The sequence below is a fragment of the Rouxiella badensis genome (genome assembly GCF_026967515.2).
GTDB lineage: Bacteria > Pseudomonadota > Gammaproteobacteria > Enterobacterales > Enterobacteriaceae > Rouxiella > Rouxiella badensis.
On the sequence record NZ_CP114062.1, the window covers coordinates 2857367 to 2873707 of the forward strand.

The following is a 16341-nucleotide window of genomic DNA, read 5'->3' on the forward strand; positions in this document are numbered from 1 at the left end:
CTGGGTGCTCCTACTTCAGGGTGTTCCGGAGACCTTGGAGGAGTATAGGATGATCACATTCCTATTACAATTCCCCTACAAAATGTTTGGTCACTTTTCTACGAAACAGTGATTCACCTCTCATTTTCCATATTATACACAAAATAAATTATCTTGTTTGACACTGTGCTAACATTTCTATTACAAATTACGACATGATTTATCCTTGAGATTTACTTCATATCAACACATCCGCTTCCCTGCGACGCCGAGTTGTGCAAAAGTGTAGCTCGTGTATGCCCTCATACTTGTCGTAGGTATTGAGCAAAGATATCGGATCAATAACAACAATGAAAGGCCGCCTGGCCGCCATAAACTGCACGCAGTGGCAGTAACACGGCTTCGCATTACGCCAACTCGACGGGCGCAGCGAGGACCTCACATTACAACGGCGGAGATAGCTCGCAGGCAGTACCGGGTTCTGCAACCAGACCAAGGACAGAGTTGTTAGAGATTATTAAAATAAGGCGCTAAGGAGACTGTAAATGGCTGATAAGAAAGCGACACTTACCCTACAGGGTCATGATCCTATTGAACTCGACGTGCTATCAGGCACGCTGGGACAGGACGAGATTGACATTCGCCCCCTCGGCTCAAAAGGTTTTTTTACCTTTGACCCTGGCTTTACCTCTACCGCATCCTGCGAATCCAAAATTACCTATATCGATGGCGATGAAGGCATTCTGCTGCATCGCGGATTCCCGATTGACCAGTTGGCAACGGAATCAAACTATCTGGAAGTGTGCTACCTGCTGCTGAACGGGGAGCCACCCACGCAGAAACAATATGAAGAATTCAAAACGACGGTGACCCGTCACAGCATGATCCATGAGCAGATTACCCGTCTGTTTCACGGCTTCCGTCGCGACTCGCATCCGATGGCCGTGCTGTGTGGCGTGACCGGCGCACTGGCGGCGTTCTACCACGACTCTATCGACGTTGAAAACGAACGCCATCGTGAGATTGCAGCGTTTCGTCTGCTGTCGAAAATGCCGACCGTTGCCGCAATGTGTTACAAATACTCCATCGGACAACCGTTTGTTTACCCTAAAAATGACCTGTCCTATGCCGGTAACTTCCTGCACATGATGTTTGCCACACCGTGCGAAGAGTACGTGGTTAACCCGGTGCTTGAAAAAGCCATGGACCGCATCCTGATTCTGCACGCTGACCACGAGCAGAACGCCTCTACCTCAACCGTGCGTACCGCAGGCTCTTCAGGCGCTAACCCGTTTGCCTGTATCGCCGCAGGTATCGCTTCGCTGTGGGGACCGGCTCACGGCGGTGCCAACGAAGCCTGCCTGAAAATGCTGGAAGAGATAAGCACCGTCGATCACATTCCAGAATTCGTTCGTCGTGCGAAGGACAAAAACGATTCCTTCCGCCTGATGGGCTTTGGTCACCGTGTTTATAAAAACTATGACCCGCGCGCTACTGTGATGCGTGAAACCTGTCATGCGGTTCTGGAAGAGCTGAACATGAAGGACGACCTGCTGGAAGTGGCGATGCAGCTTGAGCACATCGCGCTCAACGACCCGTACTTCATCGAACGTAAACTGTATCCGAACGTGGACTTCTATTCAGGTATCATCCTGAAAGCCATGGGAATTCCATCCTCGATGTTTACCGTTATCTTCGCGATGGCGCGTACCGTTGGCTGGATTGCTCACTGGAACGAAATGCACGATGACGGCATCAAAATTGCCCGTCCACGTCAGCTGTATACCGGCTACACCAAACGTGATTTCAAGTCCCAGGTCGACCATAAGTCATTAAAATAGCTGCCGTTGTCAGCAGCCATTGAAGCGCCCCTTGACCCTAGAGAAATCGACCGGTTAAGGGGCTTTTTTATTGTTTTATGAAACAGAAAAACGTTCTCCTTTCCAATAAATAAGCGATCCTTGATACCCATCTTTACTGCATAAATAGCATACTGGGCAACTTTACCAATCCAGGAGCACTGCCATGGCACTCGGCATAACATCGGCAGCACAACGCAATATACAAGTGACACAACAAACCGACATAGAGGCAAAAGAGACGCCCTTTGAAGCGCCTATTTTCGGTAAACTTGACACTAAACTTACGGCCCCGTTTATTACTCCCAAAGATGTTAAATCTTCTCCATCTTCGATGAAATCTAATTTCGTTCTTAGAAAGCCACAGCAAGGTAACTATAAAAGGCAGGCACCACCACTACTGCCACTGCAACTGGAACCACTCCCGCCCCCTCCACCATATTCTTTGGTCGACCCTTATCCAGAGCCGTTTAATCATTCATCCAGTGAAGATTTATCTTCTGCAAGCTCATACAGCACGGAAGGTTATAATGAATCTTTTCTTAACAGGCTCAATGACTGTGTTAATTCTTTCGTTAACTTGCGCGGCAAAATTAAATTATCAAATCAGGATTCCAATCAGAATCGATTGCCAAAACAATCTGGAGACCCCCTTCCGGTAACTGCTTCAGTCACTAATAGATCGAGACATGAGAGCGATGACAATACTGACTCTTCAAGCCCGACGAGCAGCACCAGTGATAGCGGCTCGCAGAATTCTATGGGCGTGTCAGAGAATGATACCGAGCTTAACCTCATAGATAATCCTCTTTATAGTCAATCCTCAACGAGAAGGGGCCCCCCACCTCGTAACTCTTATGAAAAGCATATTTACGCTCAAATTGACGAAAGGATCCTGCCAAAAACTAAAAACGATTTTAAACATGAGATTATATTTGGGAAGCCTCTTTCAAATTATGCTCTTGACCGGATGTTTTTTTCCGCCTGTGGAGGGGGTCTATCTACTCCCGCACGTGTTGGAAAAGAAAAGACGGCAGAAGATATTGCAAAGGCTTCAAAAAATGCGTCAATAGATGCGTCAGAGGCTTTAGAAGCACAGAAATTCATCTTTGATTTATATACCGGTAAGCAAAATTGCCCACAAAATCCGGAAATAAAAAAAATTATAGAGGAAAAAAGTCTAAATTTATTTATTATAGTTAAAAAACATAATGAACATATAAATACCCCCCCAGAGAATCACTGGAAAATCCCTCCAAAACTGTTGTTTATTGCTGGATTCAAGCCGCAGGAAGAAGGTGTTCTCGACCACAAACCGGAGATCGCCGAGACAATTTATCAGTCCATAGAACACTTGAAAAATATAGTAAACAATGACGAAACATCTAACGAAAACACTATTTTTGACAACAACCGATTTATTACCTCAGTCGAAATTGATGCCTTTTCAAAAAAATTAACTGACGATTTAGGAAAAACTTTCTCAAAAACCACCTTATTTCACGAAGCGAGGGAATTACCGACGGATAATGCTACCGCTTCCCAGCGTCTTATCGAATTATTTGACGTCAATAATAGAAGCACCGTAAAAACGCATTTCGTCCCACTATTATTAAATGAGCACTGGTACCTGTTTGGCACTTTTTACGACAGCACAAATACTAAGCAAGCCCTGATGTTTGACAGTATGAATGGCGCATCTGACTTAGAAAACTATGAACGGTTTAAGAAACTGGCTAAAGATTGTGGTGCAGAGGGAAACATCTTGACCATTAGCAAAGACCTTCAGACATTCTGTCCTGACGCCTGCGGGCTTTTTGTCGCCAAGGCGATGGAGGTCGTTTCCAAACAAACTAGTGAAAATTACCAGAATGCATTACTGAAAATGAGTGATGACTTCCTGCAAACTCTTGACGAGGAGCAGCATATGTTTAACCTCCGTGGAAGAGCGGAATTGTTGAGTGCCCTGAGCGAGGCCATATCGCGGTAGCGATACTGACTAATTCATAAAAGCCTGTCATATGTATCTGTCGAAACAGTAGGCAGTAATAGATGCAAGCGCACCTATTACTGATCTATTGCTCTACGACTTAACTGCTTAAAACCGTCGGCAGGTCGCTTTACATCTGACATCCCGGACAGCTAAAGAAAGGCCGAGACGAGACGCTGCTTTTCACGATAGCCGCCCCGCAGCGTTCGCAGGGCTTGCCTTCACGAGCAAACACCTTAAAGCGGAACATCGCGCCGTGGTGCACATTTTCATCCATCGTGCCGCGCATGGCGTAAGAGTGACGAGCGATAGACAAGCAGGCATCGGCGAGCAGATCCAGCCGTTGGTCGTTTAAATCTGCCGGGCGATGTGAGGGCAAAAGCTTCGCCTGCCACAGAATTTCGGCACGCAGATAGTTGCCCAGACCGGCCAGAAACGCCTGGTCCAGCAGCGTCCCGCCAAGCTGACGATGGCTAAAGCGTCGGGATAGCAGACGTGCCCTCACCTCTTCAACGGTTAACGTCACGTCAAGCACATCAGGCCCAATTCGCTGAAGGAACGGGTGCTGGTAGACTTCTTCCGTCGGCCAGATTTCGATATCCGATGCGCTGTAGAGCAGAATAGCGCTGTCCGGCGTGGCAATCTTCACCCGCAGTGAACGCTTGCCGTGGTCGATAACGTCGCCGGGTTTAAATACGCGCCAGACACCGTAGAGCTGGTTGTGGCTATACAACGTGAGGCTGTTAGTGAAGTGGGTCAGCAGCGCTTTACCGCGCGTCTCAATGCCTTTAACGCGCTGGCCTATCAATGAGGGTTGATAAGGCTGAAGCTTAGGGAAAGCAAACCAGACGTCAGTCAAGGGTTTATCGACTACCGCCGTTTCAAGCAAATCCGCTGCTCTGCGGATTTCTGGTCCTTCTGGCATTAGTGTGTGGCTCCTTCTGCGACAGATAAATCTTTTTCAGTGTGCAGCGCAATAGCGATAGTTAACTCTAACGCCTCCAGCAGCGTATGTTCCGACATGCTGGCGCTGCCGGGGTGCAGCGCGGCCTGCTCGGGCAAGTAAGGCACGTGAATAAACCCACCTTTCATCACGTTGCTATCGCCCCGCGCCATACGGTGCAACAGACCGTACATCACGTGATTACACACATAAGTCCCGGCAGTTTGTGATACCGAGGCCGGGATCCCCGCCTCACGCAGTCCGTTGACCAGCGCCTTGATGGGCAACTGAGCAAAATAGGCCGCAGGTCCCTCGGCAACAATCGGCTGGTCGACCGGCTGTTGGCCATCGTTGTCCGCAATGCGCGCATCATCGATGTTAATAGCCACGCGTTCAATGGAAAAATCGACGCGCCCACCGGCCTGCCCGACGCAGATAACCATCAAGGGATCCACCTCGTCGATGGCCAGATTCAGGGCTGAGATTGCCTTGCCGAATACGCAGGGCAATTGGCGCACGGCCAGACTGACGCCAGAAAGCTGCACGTCCTGCAATTTTTTCACCACTTCCCACGAGGGGTTCACCCGTTCACCGCCGAATGGCTCAAAACCGGTCACTAGAACTTTACGCATCACTGATCCTTATGGGCAGATGACAGCTCAAACGACTCACCGTCATCCACAATCAAAGTGCAAAACTACTCGGCGCTAACCGGAATATTTTTCTCGGCAAATGCGGCGCGTAGGCTGCGGGCAAAGGCCAGTGCATGTTCCCCATCACCGTGGAGACAGACGGTGTCGGCCTGAACCGGTACCTTCACTCCGTCACGGCTAACGACCTGCTGGTCCAAAATCATGCCCAGCGTTTGCTCCAGCGCAAGCGCATCGGTCTCGATCATCGCATCAGGCTGGCTGCGTGGCACCAGATTGCCGTCGCTCTGATATCGACGGTCGGCAAACACCTCCTGACGCGTTTTCAGGCCCAGACGTTCACCGGCGCGAATGAGCTCACTGCCCGCCAGCCCCACCAGCACTAACGATGGGTCAACGTCATGCACCGCACGGGCGATGGCGTCAGACAATACTTCGTCCGTCGCTGCCTGATTGTAGAGCATGCCATGCGGTTTAACGTGAACCATTTTCCCACCCTCGGCGCGAGCAATCGCCGCCAATGCACCGAGCTGATAGACCACCTGCGCATAAACGGTTTCGGGCGGAAGCTGCATCGCGGTACGACCAAAGTTTTCCCGGTCGGGGAAGCTGGGATGCGCCCCAATCGCAACGCCGTACTGGATGGCCCAACGCACCGACTGCAACATGGTCTGCGCATCCCCGGCGTGAAAACCACAGGCAATATTCGCCGAACTCACCAGTTGCAGCAGGGCCTCATCATTTTCACAGCCTTCGCCAAGGTCGGCATTTAAATCAACGCTCATGCAGTCCCCACTTAATTTGTTCGATAAAACGATCTTGTTCACGCTTCGCGTGCAGAGCCTCTTCAACGGTACACTTCACGAAGTGAATCGGCATCCCCAGACGAATCTGCGCAAGATGGTAAAGGTCAGCCTCGATAACGCAGGCAATGCGTGGATAACCGCCGGTAGTTTGCGCGTCGGCCATCAGCACAATCGGCTGGCCGCCGTGCGGTACCTGCACGACGCCCGGCACCAGGCCGTGCGACAGCATTTCGCGTTTGATTTCGCGAGTCAGCTCATGGCCGTGCAGGCGGTATCCCATACGGTTACTCTGCGGGCTAAGCTGCCACGCCGTGCGCCAGAACGACTCGCGTGCATCGTGGCTGAATTCCTGATATTCCGGCCCCGGCACCGCGCGGATACGGTTACCGAACAGCAGCTGCTTAACGCCGGTGGATTTTTGCGGCTCTTTTATCGCCTTGCCGACCGACAGCACGTCGCCGTCTTTCAGCGCGCGGCCTTCAAAGCCACCGAATCCGGCTTTAATGTCGGTGCTGCGAGAGTCGAGCACCTCGGGAACGTTAATGCCTCCCGCCACGGCCAGATAGCTCCGCATACCGCGCATCGGCATCTTCATGGTCAGCACTTGACCTGCCTTGACCGGATAACACCAGCCTGTCCACAACGACACGCCGTCCAGCGTAGTGTGGCTGCCTGCGCCGGTCAGCGCTATCCAGCCCTTTTTAGTAAACTGGACGCTGAATTGACCCAGCGTAATTTCCAGACCGGCGGCATTTTCATCGTTACCCACCAGCAGGTTGGCGATACGCAGCGCGGGCGCATCGAGTGCACCCGACTGGCTGACGCCCAGTTGACGATAGCCTTCACGGCCAAGGTCCTGAACGGTAGTCTGCATTCCGGCACGTAAAACTTTTAACATACGCCCTCCTTCAGCGGCAGAAAGCGAACCCGGTCACCGGGGCGCAACAGGGTCGGCAAACGGCTCTTAGGATCAAACATCGGCTGCGACGTATGGCCGATAAGCTGCCAGCCGCCGGGGGTAATAAGGGGGTAAATGCCCGTCTGGCTGCCGCCAATACCGACCGTTCCCGCCGGAACGCTGAGACGCGGCTCGGCGTGGCGAGGCGTTGTCAGCGCCTCCGGCATGCCGCCAAGATAGGGGAAACCGGGCTGGAAGCCGAGGAAATAAACGATGTACTCTGCGCCGCTGTGGCACTCCACCACCTGACGCGCGGTCATGCCATTATGGCTGGCGACGCCCTCAAGATCAGGCCCCCCCTTGCCGCCATAGACCACCGGAATTTCAACCAGCCGAGACTCCGGCTCAAACGCCTGACTCTCTTCCCACCAGGTCTGCAAACGCTCGATAGCATCAAGGGCAGAATGTTGCGGTTCGGCCAGTATCACGGTTAAATTATTCATGCCGGGAATAACCTCCTTGACGCTGGCGTCCTGCGCCAGACGTTGGGACAGTCCCCAGATCCGCTGCTGGCTCGCCAGTGAAACGGGAGGCTCCAGCTCGAGAACGACAGCGCGTTCACCTAACAAGTAACACCGTGCTCGTTGCAATTAATGACTCCTAAGCCACAGATAATATACAAATTAAGATAACGCTATTTGTGGCTCAGATATAGGCTAAAAATGGTGGCAGACGCGGTCCCGTGAAGGACGAAGCGGCGATCTGCTGCTATCCTTTAGGCAAAAGACCGCCAGTGTGTCTTATGTTTCTGCAAACCTCCGCCGGCCTGGAAGGCGTAAAAGGGAGGATTGCCTCATTTAAAAGGGAGAAACAGTGAAAAAGACCTTCGGCGTTTTTTTTCCGCTTTATACCACCACGTTGTTGATGCTACTCGGTTCCGGCCTCCTCACCACCTACGTCTCCCTGCGTCTGAGCGCGATAAACGTCAGCGGTGCCATGATTGGGGCAATCATTGCCGCTAACTATATTGGTCTGGTGATTGGCGGCAAGGTTGGCCATTACCTGATTGCCCGCGTCGGGCATATTCGGGCCTACGTATCCTGCTCAGGTATCATTACGGCAGCGGTGATAGGCCACGGACTGACCGAGATTATTCCCATCTGGGTGGTGCTACGCCTGATTATCGGGCTATGCATGATGTGTCAGTACATGGTGCTTGAGAGCTGGCTTAACGACCAGTCGGAATCGAGCCAGCGCGGCGTCGTCTTCGGTTTTTATATGGCGGCCTCTTACCTCGGCATGGCGCTGGGACAGGTGGTGCTGATGCTGCAAACCGGACTCGGCATGAGCACTCTGTTAGTTATCGCGCTGTGCTTCGCCCTGTGTCTGGTGCCCATCGCGTTGACCACCCGGACCAAGGTTGGACATATGTCGCCGGCCCCCATGGAGCTGAAATTCTTTATCGGCGCGATCCCCAAGGTGCTGGCAATTACGCTGGTAATTGGCATGATTATCGGGGCGTTTTACGGCATGGCACCGCTCTATACCAGCCAACAGTCGCTCTCGACACAGCAAACCGGTCTGTTCATGGCTTTGGCGATATTCGCCGGTCTGGTCGCGCAGTTTCCGCTAAGCTGGCTGTCTGACCGCTATAACCGCAATATGCTGATGCGTATCAATGCGTTGCTGTTGGCCATCACGGCACTGCCGCTGGCGGTTTTCAGCCATATCTCTTTCCCGCTGCTGTTGGCCTGCGGATTCATCGTCAGCCTGATGCAGTTCACGCTCTACCCGCTGGTCGTGGCGCTGGCCAATGACATGATTGAACCGGAGCGAAGGGTATCGCTTTCTGCCTGTCTGTTAATGGCCTTCGGCGTGGGTGCCTGTATCGGTCCCTTGCTCGTTGGGGCGCTGATTGAACCGCTGGGCGGCAAGATTCTTTATGCGTTCTTTGCGCTTTGCGCGGCGGGTATTGTGGCACTGAGTCGCACTTCGGCGAAAGAGCAGCAGACGCAGATGGCGGTAGATGCGCCGGTGCCACACATCGCGATGCCAGACAGCCTGAGCAGCTCACCGCTGTCACCTGCGCTGAATCCAAATCTCGATGAACAGATGATTCAGGATCAGATGCCTGCGCACGAGACAGTAGAACAGATTACGCCCGCGGAGGCGTCTGACGCAGACAAGGTGGCGGAGAGGCGTGAACAGGGGGCCGACCCCGAGGCGGATACCGGACTTCAACGTGCGTTTATTCTGCTCGAAGACAGCGACATCACGTTAAAAGAAGAAGAACAAGACGAGGAAGATGTCGCGCCACCGAGGGTCGCGCGACAAGGTCGATAAGGTTTACGCCGGGTTATCGATATCGATAAAGGTCACGTCAAGGCCGTGCTCGGCGGTAAGCCATTCGCCCAGCGCCTTCACGCCATAGCGTTCGCTGGCGTGATGGCCCGCGGCAAAGAAGTGCAGCCCCATCTCGCGAGCGATGTGAATAGTTTGCTCGGAGACTTCGCCAGAAATAAACGCATCGACGCCAAAGTCGGCGGCCTGCTGAATAAAGCCCTGACCGCCACCCGAGCACCACGCGATACGACGAATCGTCTGCGGTCCGCCCTCGGCGCTGTGCAACACCTTGCGACCCAGCTGCTGTTCAATCACCTGATGAAACTCTTCAGCCGCCAGCGGCGTTTCTAGCTCGCCGTAAGGCACCAGCGGCATGATTTCACCCAAGACCTTAATGCCAAACAGGTTAGCCAGCTGAGCATTATTGCCCAGCTCAGGATGCGCATCGAGCGGCAGATGGTAGCCGTAAAGATTGATATCATTAAGCAGTAGCGTTTTCAGACGATTACGCTTCATCCCTCGCACCGCAGCGGGTTCATTTTTCCAGAAATAGCCGTGGTGGACGATAAGAGTGTCCGCACCGTGCGCGACGGCAGCGTCGAGCAGCTTCTGGCTGGCGGTCACGCCCGTCACTACGCGTTTGACTTCGCTGCTGCCCTCAACCTGTAGGCCGTTTGGCGCGTAATCCTTGAAGGCGTTGACGTCGAGCTTACGGTCGATAATTTTTTCTAATTCTATGTTATTCATAACATTTTCCATAAATCTGGGTGTTGCGCAGAGCCGGAAAGGTGGCGAAGCAGAAGCGTTAAAACGCCTGACTGTCGCCCTGCTGCATAAAGATGAAGTGTACGCCGAGGCGATTCCCCTCTTCAAGCTGACGCATAATCTCGGCGCGCGGGTCTGCCCCAGCCATTAACGACGGCTTGATATGGCTGATGACAATCTTCAGCCCTTTAAGCGAGCCCGCGCCCCCTGCCGCCTGCTCGAGGTTTTTCAGCTCACCCAGCAGCAGCGCGGGGGTGAGGTGACCAAAGAGCTGTGCATCAGGAACACCATTCGGGAAAGAGGTCTCGATAATCATCCCCTTGAGGCGATGCTGTTTAATCTCCTCCCCCAACACGCGCCAGATAGCGCCGAGATCGCGCGACTTCTCCTGCTTATCGGCACCGGTATCGCCAAAGAAGGCAAAGGTTTCCTGCTGTTGGCTCGCCAGTTCATTACTGACCAACAGCATCGACGAACTGACGCCGCCGTGGCTGAGCGGATAAACGACGCCGCTCAGCCCACTGGTCCCCAACGACGCGCGCTGCCCCGGTCTGAGCGCCGTCAGTCGATAGGTGCCAATGCGCTGGCCGCTGCCTGAGTCGCTGAAATTAGGCCACACTCGCCAATTGAAATAGTGCTGGCGCAGAATATCGATGGTGTCATTGGTGCCGTAAATCGGTTTTTTGCTGTCCTGCGGTGAGGCGACGATCAGCCCGGCAAGATGGTCAAGATGACCGTGGCTGATGAAGTAGGCGCTAATCAGTTGGCGAAATACCGCCCCCTGTGGCGTAAACGGCGCTGAATTTTGCGCCGTGACCTCAGGAAAGCTGCCTTTTGCCAATGCCTTACTGATACCCGGCAGAACCGAACCGGCGTCGAGCGCCAGATAGCGCGTTTGCGAATTACTGCGAATCAGATACGAGGTCAGATTTCCCTCTTCCACCCCGCCGTTGACGCCCAGCGCGACTACCTTAAAGCCCGCGTTGGCGCTGAATGCGTAGCCTAAACCGGCCCCGAGAAACAGGGCCGTGCTCCACCATCTTGTTGTCATCACATCGCTCCATGTTGTGCCGATCCTTAACCAAGACAGTAAGCCTTAGTTGTCAGCCTGAGCGCGACTTTTAGCGGTTTCAAACGCCGCAAGGGTATCCTTGCGTGCTCGGGCGTGATCGATAATCGGGTGAGGATAGTCTAGCACGCGGCGCTGTTTCTCGGCCCATTGATGTGGGTGGTGAATATCTTTTTCTGGCACCTCGGCAAGCTCAGGAACCCAGGCCTTGATGAAGCGCCCCTGCTTGTCGAAACGCTCTCCCTGCGTCGTCGGGTTGAAGATGCGAAAGTAGGGGGCCGCGTCGGTGCCGGTCGATGCTCCCCACTGCCAGCCGCCGTTGTTGGCCGCGAGATCGCCGTCAAGAAGCTGCGACATGAAGTAGCGTTCGCCGCTGCGCCAGTCGATAAGCAGGTCCTTAACCAGAAAGCTCGAGACGATCATCCGCAGACGATTGTGCATCCAGCCGGTGGCGTTTAACTGACGCATGGCGGCGTCAACGATGGGATAGCCGGTTTTACCCGCCTGCCAGGCCTTTAAATCGTCAGGAGCATCGCGCCAGCGCACGCCGTCCGTCCACTCGATGAAGGGTTTGTGCTTGCAAAGATGCGGCCAGGCCACCAGCAAATGGCGGTAAAACTCACGCCAGACCAGCTCGTTGAGCCAGCCAAACGCGCCACCGTCGGTTTTTTCCAACGCGTGAGGATGTTCCGCGCGCAGGCGATTAAGGCACTGACGCGGCGACAGTACGCCAATGGCAAGGTACGGGGAGAGCGTGCTGGTGCCGTCAATGGCGGGCAAGTCGCGCTGCTCGAGGTAGTCCTGCACATTTTCACGACAGAAACGCCGCAGCCGGTCGCGAGCGGCCTCTTCGCCTATGGGAAAATCGTCACCAACCTCTTCCTGCGGATAGTCGAAGGGCTTAATCGGGGCTGATTGACCTTTATACGGGTTGTTACGCGCCTGCGGTGCGGCCAGTGAGCGAGTGTCGGACTCACTCAGACGCTGTAAAAATGCGCGACGAAACGGCGTATAAACCTTGTACATGCCGCCCTCACCGGTCGTTACCGAACCCGGAGGCAAAAGCAGGCTGTCGTCAAAACGGTGGAGGGTAAGCTCTGTCGACAACGCCTTGTCTAACGCGGCATCCCGTGCAACCTCGTTGATTTCATACTGATTATTATAAAACAGCGCATCAACCTTGTGCTCTGCGACGAACGCCTTCAGCCAATCGACGGCGTCGGAAAACAGCTCGCACTGCTGGTAATAAAGCGGGATACCGCGCTCGGCCAGCGAAGACTGCAACGCGAGCAGATGCTGATAAATAAACGCGGCCTGACGAGGCGCCATGTCGTGCCTGCGCCACTGCCCCGGCGTGGCAATAAACACCGCGATAACAGTGGCATCAACGTCTGCGCAGGCGGCAGCCAGTGCGCGGTTGTCGGTGATGCGTAAATCATTACGAAACCAGACCAAATGGGTGGTCATAACCAGTCATTCCTTGTGAAATCAGTGCCCGTAACGCAGACGCAGAGCCTCGGGATAGGGCTCGAAATAGCGCTGCTGCTGGAGATACTCGTCGGGATATTCATTCATGTAATGTTTGAGCAGCGTGATAGGGGCCAGCAGAGGCTGCAAACCCTGACGATAATGGTCGATAAGCTTTGCCAGCTCCTGGCGTTGTCCACTATTGAGCTGTTTGCGGAAATATCCCTGTACGTGCATCAGCACATTGGTGTGGTTGCGCCGTGTGGCTTTGTGGGTCATTAGAGTCATCAGCCTGTTGCGGTATTCGATGAAATAGTCGTCGAGCGACGCCCATTTATCCATTGCCGCCACAAAACGACCCAGCTCGCGATATTCGGGCTGAGAGTGCGCCAGTAAAGAGAGCTTATAGCGGCTGTGAAACGCCATCAGTTTGCCGCGCGACAGCCCTGAGGCTTGCAGCATTTTCAGCTCATAGAGTGCATAAACGCGTTCGACAAAATTCTCGCGCAGCACAGGGTCGTTAAGCCGTCCGTCTTCTTCTATTGGCAGCCACGGCAGCTGCTTTTGCAGTTCGGCGGTGTAGATCCCAACGCCAACTTTGCTGTTGTCTTTGCTGTTTTCACGGTAGACGCGCACCCGCTCCATGCCGCAGCTGGGCGATTTTGCGCAAAGAATATAGCCGCAAAGGTGCGCGAGCGAGGCAATACGCTGCTCGGCGTAGTGCTGCATTTTATCGGTAATATCGACGTTGGGTTCGTTACTGAAACACATGCGAACGCCGTCTGGATGATTCACCAGGCGCAGTGCCGGTCTTGGGGTAGGAAGGCCAATCGCCATTTCCGGGCAGACAGGTTCAAAATGTACATAAGGCGCTAACTGATCAACGGCGAAGGCCAGTCGTTTGTGTCCGCCGTCAAAACGAACCCTCTCTCCTAGCAGGCAGGCGCTGATCCCAATGGGAATTTTTTCACTCATGTGCGACTCCTGGCATTTGCTGTCCGTGGCGATGCAAAAAACCTGCATCGCCCTCATTAAACTTATACAAAAAATGCATTTTGTACAAGTTTGTACTCAGCCTTGGGACAAAATGTAAAAAGGCCAGCAAGAGGTTGCTGGCCTTAATCAGGGACGCTTTTTTATACTGCACTAATGCTTAATAGAAATACTGACCGGCGGTTTCGGCCCGTGCCAGCCATACCGGTTTGTTGCTGGTTTTTGCCCATACTCGATGCAGATAGCTATAAAAACGTGCACGGTCGGCACGGAATAACATTACGGGTAGCGCCACTACGCCGACCAGCACGACAAAGGTGCGCCGTAACATAATGCGTGCAAGGCTATACGGGGTGTAATCAGACATAAACATTCTCCTCTGGGCCAGTCCGCGTTCCTGATTGACCTGCTCCGGAAAAAGACTGGAAAGATTGACCGTTGGTTATTTGTACAAATTTTAACGTACATGCTGTAATTTTACTACTGATCGGACCACTATTTTGACGTAAAAAAGCACAATTTCATCCTTCCCCGGTAATTAAGTTACAAAACTGTTAATTAACTACTTCCCAGACGTTACTCGTCGATTAATTCGCCATTTTTATACTTTTTTTACACCTGCCCCATCCATCTTTTCAGGTTCTTTAGAAGCCAATATTTACACTCGCTTTACTGATTACAAATCAACATCGTTCCCAAAATCCTTGGCGTTGTAGCAAGTCTCACGCAGCTACAACGCCAAGGGTGGCGGGTGAAACAAACTAAGGGGTGGGTTGTGAATATTGGGGTAATTATCGGCGGGCTACTCGTTCTTTTACTGCTCGGCTATCTGGTCTACGCCCTGCTTAATGCGGAGGAGTTTTAAATGGCCGCTTCAGCGTTTCTGTTGATTGCCAGCTTTATGCTGGTTTTACTGCTGCTGTCTCACCCATTGGGCAAGTTTATGGCCAGCCTGATTGAAGGTGACATTGGCCCAAGGGTGGCGGGGTTCGAACGTAGAGTTCTGGGTCTGGCGGGCGCGTCCGACTCGGAAATGAACTGGAAACAGTACGCGATAGCCATTCTCGGCTTCAACATGCTGGGCATCGTCCTGCTGATGGCCATCCTGATGTTGCAGGGCGTTTTGCCGTGGAATCCGCAGCATTTCCCAAGCCTTTCCTGGGATCTGGCGTTTAACACCGCCGTCAGCTTTGTCTCTAACACCAACTGGCAGGCCTACAGCGGCGAAAGCGCGCTGAGCTATTTCAGCCAGATGGTCGGACTAACGGTGCAGAACTTCCTGTCGGCGGCAACCGGTATTGCGGTCGCCTTTGCGCTGATCCGCGCCTTTGCTCGTCCTTCAGGCAAGACTATCGGTAACGCATGGAGTGACCTGCTGCGCATTACGCTTTACGTACTGCTGCCGATTTCCCTGCTGATGGCGCTCTATTTTGTCAGCCAGGGCGTGCTGCAAAACCTTGAGGCTTATCAGCACATCACCACGCTTGAAGGCGTACAGCAGACGCTGCCGATGGGGCCTGTTGCCTCTCAGGAAGCGATCAAAATGCTCGGCACCAACGGTGGCGGCTTCTTCGGGGCCAACTCGGCACACCCGTATGAAAACCCGACCGCCATGACCGACATGGTTCAGATGCTGGCCATTTTCCTTATCCCTTGTGCGCTGTGCTTCTCGTTTGGCCGCGTAGTGGGCGATAGCCGTCAGGGTCACGCACTGCTGTGGACAATGTCGCTGATTTTTGTGGTCTGCGTAGTCATTGTCATGGCCGCCGAGTTGCAGGGTAATCCACACCTGTCGGCTCTGGGTGCGACCAGCAACATCAATATGGAAGGTAAAGAGGCCCGCTTCGGGATTCTGGCTTCAAGCATGTTTAGCGTAATCACCACCGCCGCCTCCTGCGGTGCGGTCAACGCCATGCTCGACTCCTTCACTGCCCTCGGCGGCATGATCCCAATGTGGCTGATGCAGATTGGTGAGGTGGTGTTCGGCGGCGTTGGCTCAGGCCTCTACGGCATGCTGCTGTTCGTGCTGCTGACGGTGTTTATCGCCGGACTGATGATTGGCCGCACACCGGAATACCTTGGCAAGAAAATCGACGTCTTCGATATGAAGATGACCGCACTGGCGATTCTGGTGACACCAACGCTGGTGCTGCTGGGCACGGCGCTGGCGCTGGTCACTCCGGCCGGGCTGGCGGGGATTGGTAACCCAGGTGCACACGGTTTCAGCGAGGTGCTCTACGCCTTCTCCTCTGCCGCAAACAACAACGGCAGCGCCTTTGGTGGACTGAGCGTTAACACACCGTTCTACAACCTGTCGCTGGCCGTGACCATGTTCTTCGGCCGCTTTGGGGTGATTCTTCCGGTGCTGGCCATCGCCGGATCGCTGGTCGCCAAAAAACGTCAGTCCGCAGGCAACGGCACACTTCCGACCGCTGGCCCGCTGTTTATCGGCCTGCTGATCGGCACCATCCTGCTGGTCGGTGCGTTGACCTTTATTCCGGCGCTGGCGCTGGGTCCGGTAGCTGAGCATTTACAAGTGTGGCTGGCGCACTGATTTCTACGCCAAACATGATTTGCAC

General features: G+C 53.7%; 15 protein-coding genes. 5 read left to right on the top strand and 10 right to left on the bottom strand.

Annotated features, from left to right (window positions below; translation table 11 throughout):
• Nucleotides 1–524: 524 nt before the first annotated feature.
• Both O1V65_RS13255 and O1V65_RS13260 read left to right on the top strand, forming a co-directional pair.
• Nucleotides 525–1820: a citrate synthase gene (locus O1V65_RS13255; protein ID WP_017493927.1), complete on the top strand. Its 1296-nt coding sequence runs from the start codon at nt 525–527 to the stop codon at nt 1818–1820.
• A 184-nt stretch (nt 1821–2004) separates the two neighbouring features.
• A complete protein-coding gene (locus O1V65_RS13260; RefSeq protein WP_165429710.1) occupies nt 2005–3828 on the top strand; it encodes a C48 family peptidase in 1824 nt (607 codons plus the stop codon).
• Between the two features lie 130 nt (nt 3829–3958).
• On the opposite strand, the gene nei is transcribed toward O1V65_RS13260, so the two are convergent.
• The 5 genes from nei to pxpB form a co-directional block, all read right to left on the bottom strand.
• The gene (nei, locus tag O1V65_RS13265; RefSeq protein ID WP_017493924.1) at nt 3959–4753 is read right to left on the bottom strand and encodes an endonuclease VIII; all 795 of its coding nucleotides are present in this window, start codon (nt 4751–4753) and stop codon (nt 3959–3961) included.
• Nucleotides 4753–5403 (bottom strand): pyroglutamyl-peptidase I, encoded by a 651-nt coding sequence (gene pcp / locus O1V65_RS13270; RefSeq protein WP_017493923.1) that lies wholly within the window; start codon nt 5401–5403, stop codon nt 4753–4755. Before pcp ends, nei begins: the two co-directional genes overlap by 1 nt.
• 65 nt (nt 5404–5468) lie before the next feature.
• Nucleotides 5469–6206, bottom strand: coding sequence for a 5-oxoprolinase subunit PxpA (pxpA, locus tag O1V65_RS13275; RefSeq protein ID WP_017493922.1), 738 nt, complete (start codon nt 6204–6206; stop codon nt 5469–5471).
• Complete coding sequence (gene pxpC / locus O1V65_RS13280; RefSeq protein WP_269129780.1) at nt 6196–7125, bottom strand: 5-oxoprolinase subunit PxpC; 930 nt, start codon at nt 7123–7125, stop codon at nt 6196–6198. The genes pxpA and pxpC overlap by 11 nt, the downstream gene beginning before the upstream one ends.
• Nucleotides 7119–7775, bottom strand: coding sequence for a 5-oxoprolinase subunit PxpB (pxpB, locus tag O1V65_RS13285; RefSeq protein ID WP_026110799.1), 657 nt, complete (start codon nt 7773–7775; stop codon nt 7119–7121). The genes pxpC and pxpB overlap by 7 nt, the downstream gene beginning before the upstream one ends.
• 223 nt (nt 7776–7998) lie before the next feature.
• On the opposite strand from pxpB, the gene O1V65_RS13290 reads away from it, so the two are divergent.
• Nucleotides 7999–9468 (top strand): MFS transporter, encoded by a 1470-nt coding sequence (locus O1V65_RS13290; RefSeq protein WP_084911630.1) that lies wholly within the window; start codon nt 7999–8001, stop codon nt 9466–9468.
• 3 nt (nt 9469–9471) lie between these two features.
• Here O1V65_RS13290 and O1V65_RS13295 read toward each other — a convergent pair whose 3' ends face one another.
• From O1V65_RS13295 to O1V65_RS13315, 5 genes are all read right to left on the bottom strand, one after another.
• Nucleotides 9472–10215 carry a type 2 GTP cyclohydrolase I gene (locus tag O1V65_RS13295; protein ID WP_017492606.1) on the bottom strand — a complete coding sequence of 248 codons (744 nt, stop codon included), beginning with the start codon at nt 10213–10215 and terminating at the stop codon, nt 9472–9474.
• Between the two features lie 58 nt (nt 10216–10273).
• Entirely contained in the window at nt 10274–11284 is a 1011-nt protein-coding gene (locus O1V65_RS13300) for an MBL fold metallo-hydrolase (RefSeq protein ID WP_227955544.1), read from the bottom strand.
• Nucleotides 11285–11329: 45 nt separating this feature from the next.
• Nucleotides 11330–12769 (bottom strand): deoxyribodipyrimidine photo-lyase, encoded by a 1440-nt coding sequence (gene phrB, locus O1V65_RS13305; protein ID WP_084911632.1) that lies wholly within the window; start codon nt 12767–12769, stop codon nt 11330–11332.
• Nucleotides 12770–12790: 21 nt separating this feature from the next.
• Nucleotides 12791–13744: a YbgA family protein gene (locus O1V65_RS13310; protein ID WP_017492609.1), complete on the bottom strand. Its 954-nt coding sequence runs from the start codon at nt 13742–13744 to the stop codon at nt 12791–12793.
• Between the two features lie 178 nt (nt 13745–13922).
• A complete protein-coding gene (locus O1V65_RS13315) occupies nt 13923–14129 on the bottom strand; it encodes a YbfA family protein (protein ID WP_017492610.1) in 207 nt (68 codons plus the stop codon).
• Between the two features lie 408 nt (nt 14130–14537).
• Here O1V65_RS13315 and kdpF point away from each other — a divergent pair, with 408 nt between their 5' ends.
• Nucleotides 14538–14627 (top strand): K(+)-transporting ATPase subunit F, encoded by a 90-nt coding sequence (gene kdpF / locus O1V65_RS13320; RefSeq protein WP_017492611.1) that lies wholly within the window; start codon nt 14538–14540, stop codon nt 14625–14627.
• Nucleotides 14628–16316 carry a potassium-transporting ATPase subunit KdpA gene (gene kdpA / locus O1V65_RS13325; protein ID WP_017492612.1) on the top strand — a complete coding sequence of 563 codons (1689 nt, stop codon included), beginning with the start codon at nt 14628–14630 and terminating at the stop codon, nt 16314–16316.
• Nucleotides 16317–16341: the final 25 nt, after the last annotated feature.

Coding starts and splice junctions, on each gene's coding strand:
- pxpA (WP_017493922.1), bottom strand. CDS start 6,206: ATGAGCGTTGATTTAAATGCCGACCTTGGCGAAGGCTGTGAAAATGAT.
- O1V65_RS13295 (WP_017492606.1), bottom strand. CDS start 10,215: ATGAATAACATAGAATTAGAAAAAATTATCGACCGTAAGCTCGACGTC.
- O1V65_RS13310 (WP_017492609.1), bottom strand. CDS start 13,744: ATGAGTGAAAAAATTCCCATTGGGATCAGCGCCTGCCTGCTAGGAGAG.
- nei (WP_017493924.1), bottom strand. CDS start 4,753: ATGCCAGAAGGACCAGAAATCCGCAGAGCAGCGGATTTGCTTGAAACG.
- O1V65_RS13260 (WP_165429710.1), top strand. CDS start 2,005: ATGGCACTCGGCATAACATCGGCAGCACAACGCAATATACAAGTGACA.
- pcp (WP_017493923.1), bottom strand. CDS start 5,403: ATGCGTAAAGTTCTAGTGACCGGTTTTGAGCCATTCGGCGGTGAACGG.
- phrB (WP_084911632.1), bottom strand. CDS start 12,769: ATGACCACCCATTTGGTCTGGTTTCGTAATGATTTACGCATCACCGAC.
- O1V65_RS13255 (WP_017493927.1), top strand. CDS start 525: ATGGCTGATAAGAAAGCGACACTTACCCTACAGGGTCATGATCCTATT.
- pxpC (WP_269129780.1), bottom strand. CDS start 7,125: ATGTTAAAAGTTTTACGTGCCGGAATGCAGACTACCGTTCAGGACCTT.
- kdpA (WP_017492612.1), top strand. CDS start 14,628: ATGGCCGCTTCAGCGTTTCTGTTGATTGCCAGCTTTATGCTGGTTTTA.
- O1V65_RS13300 (WP_227955544.1), bottom strand. CDS start 11,284: ATGACAACAAGATGGTGGAGCACGGCCCTGTTTCTCGGGGCCGGTTTA.
- O1V65_RS13315 (WP_017492610.1), bottom strand. CDS start 14,129: ATGTCTGATTACACCCCGTATAGCCTTGCACGCATTATGTTACGGCGC.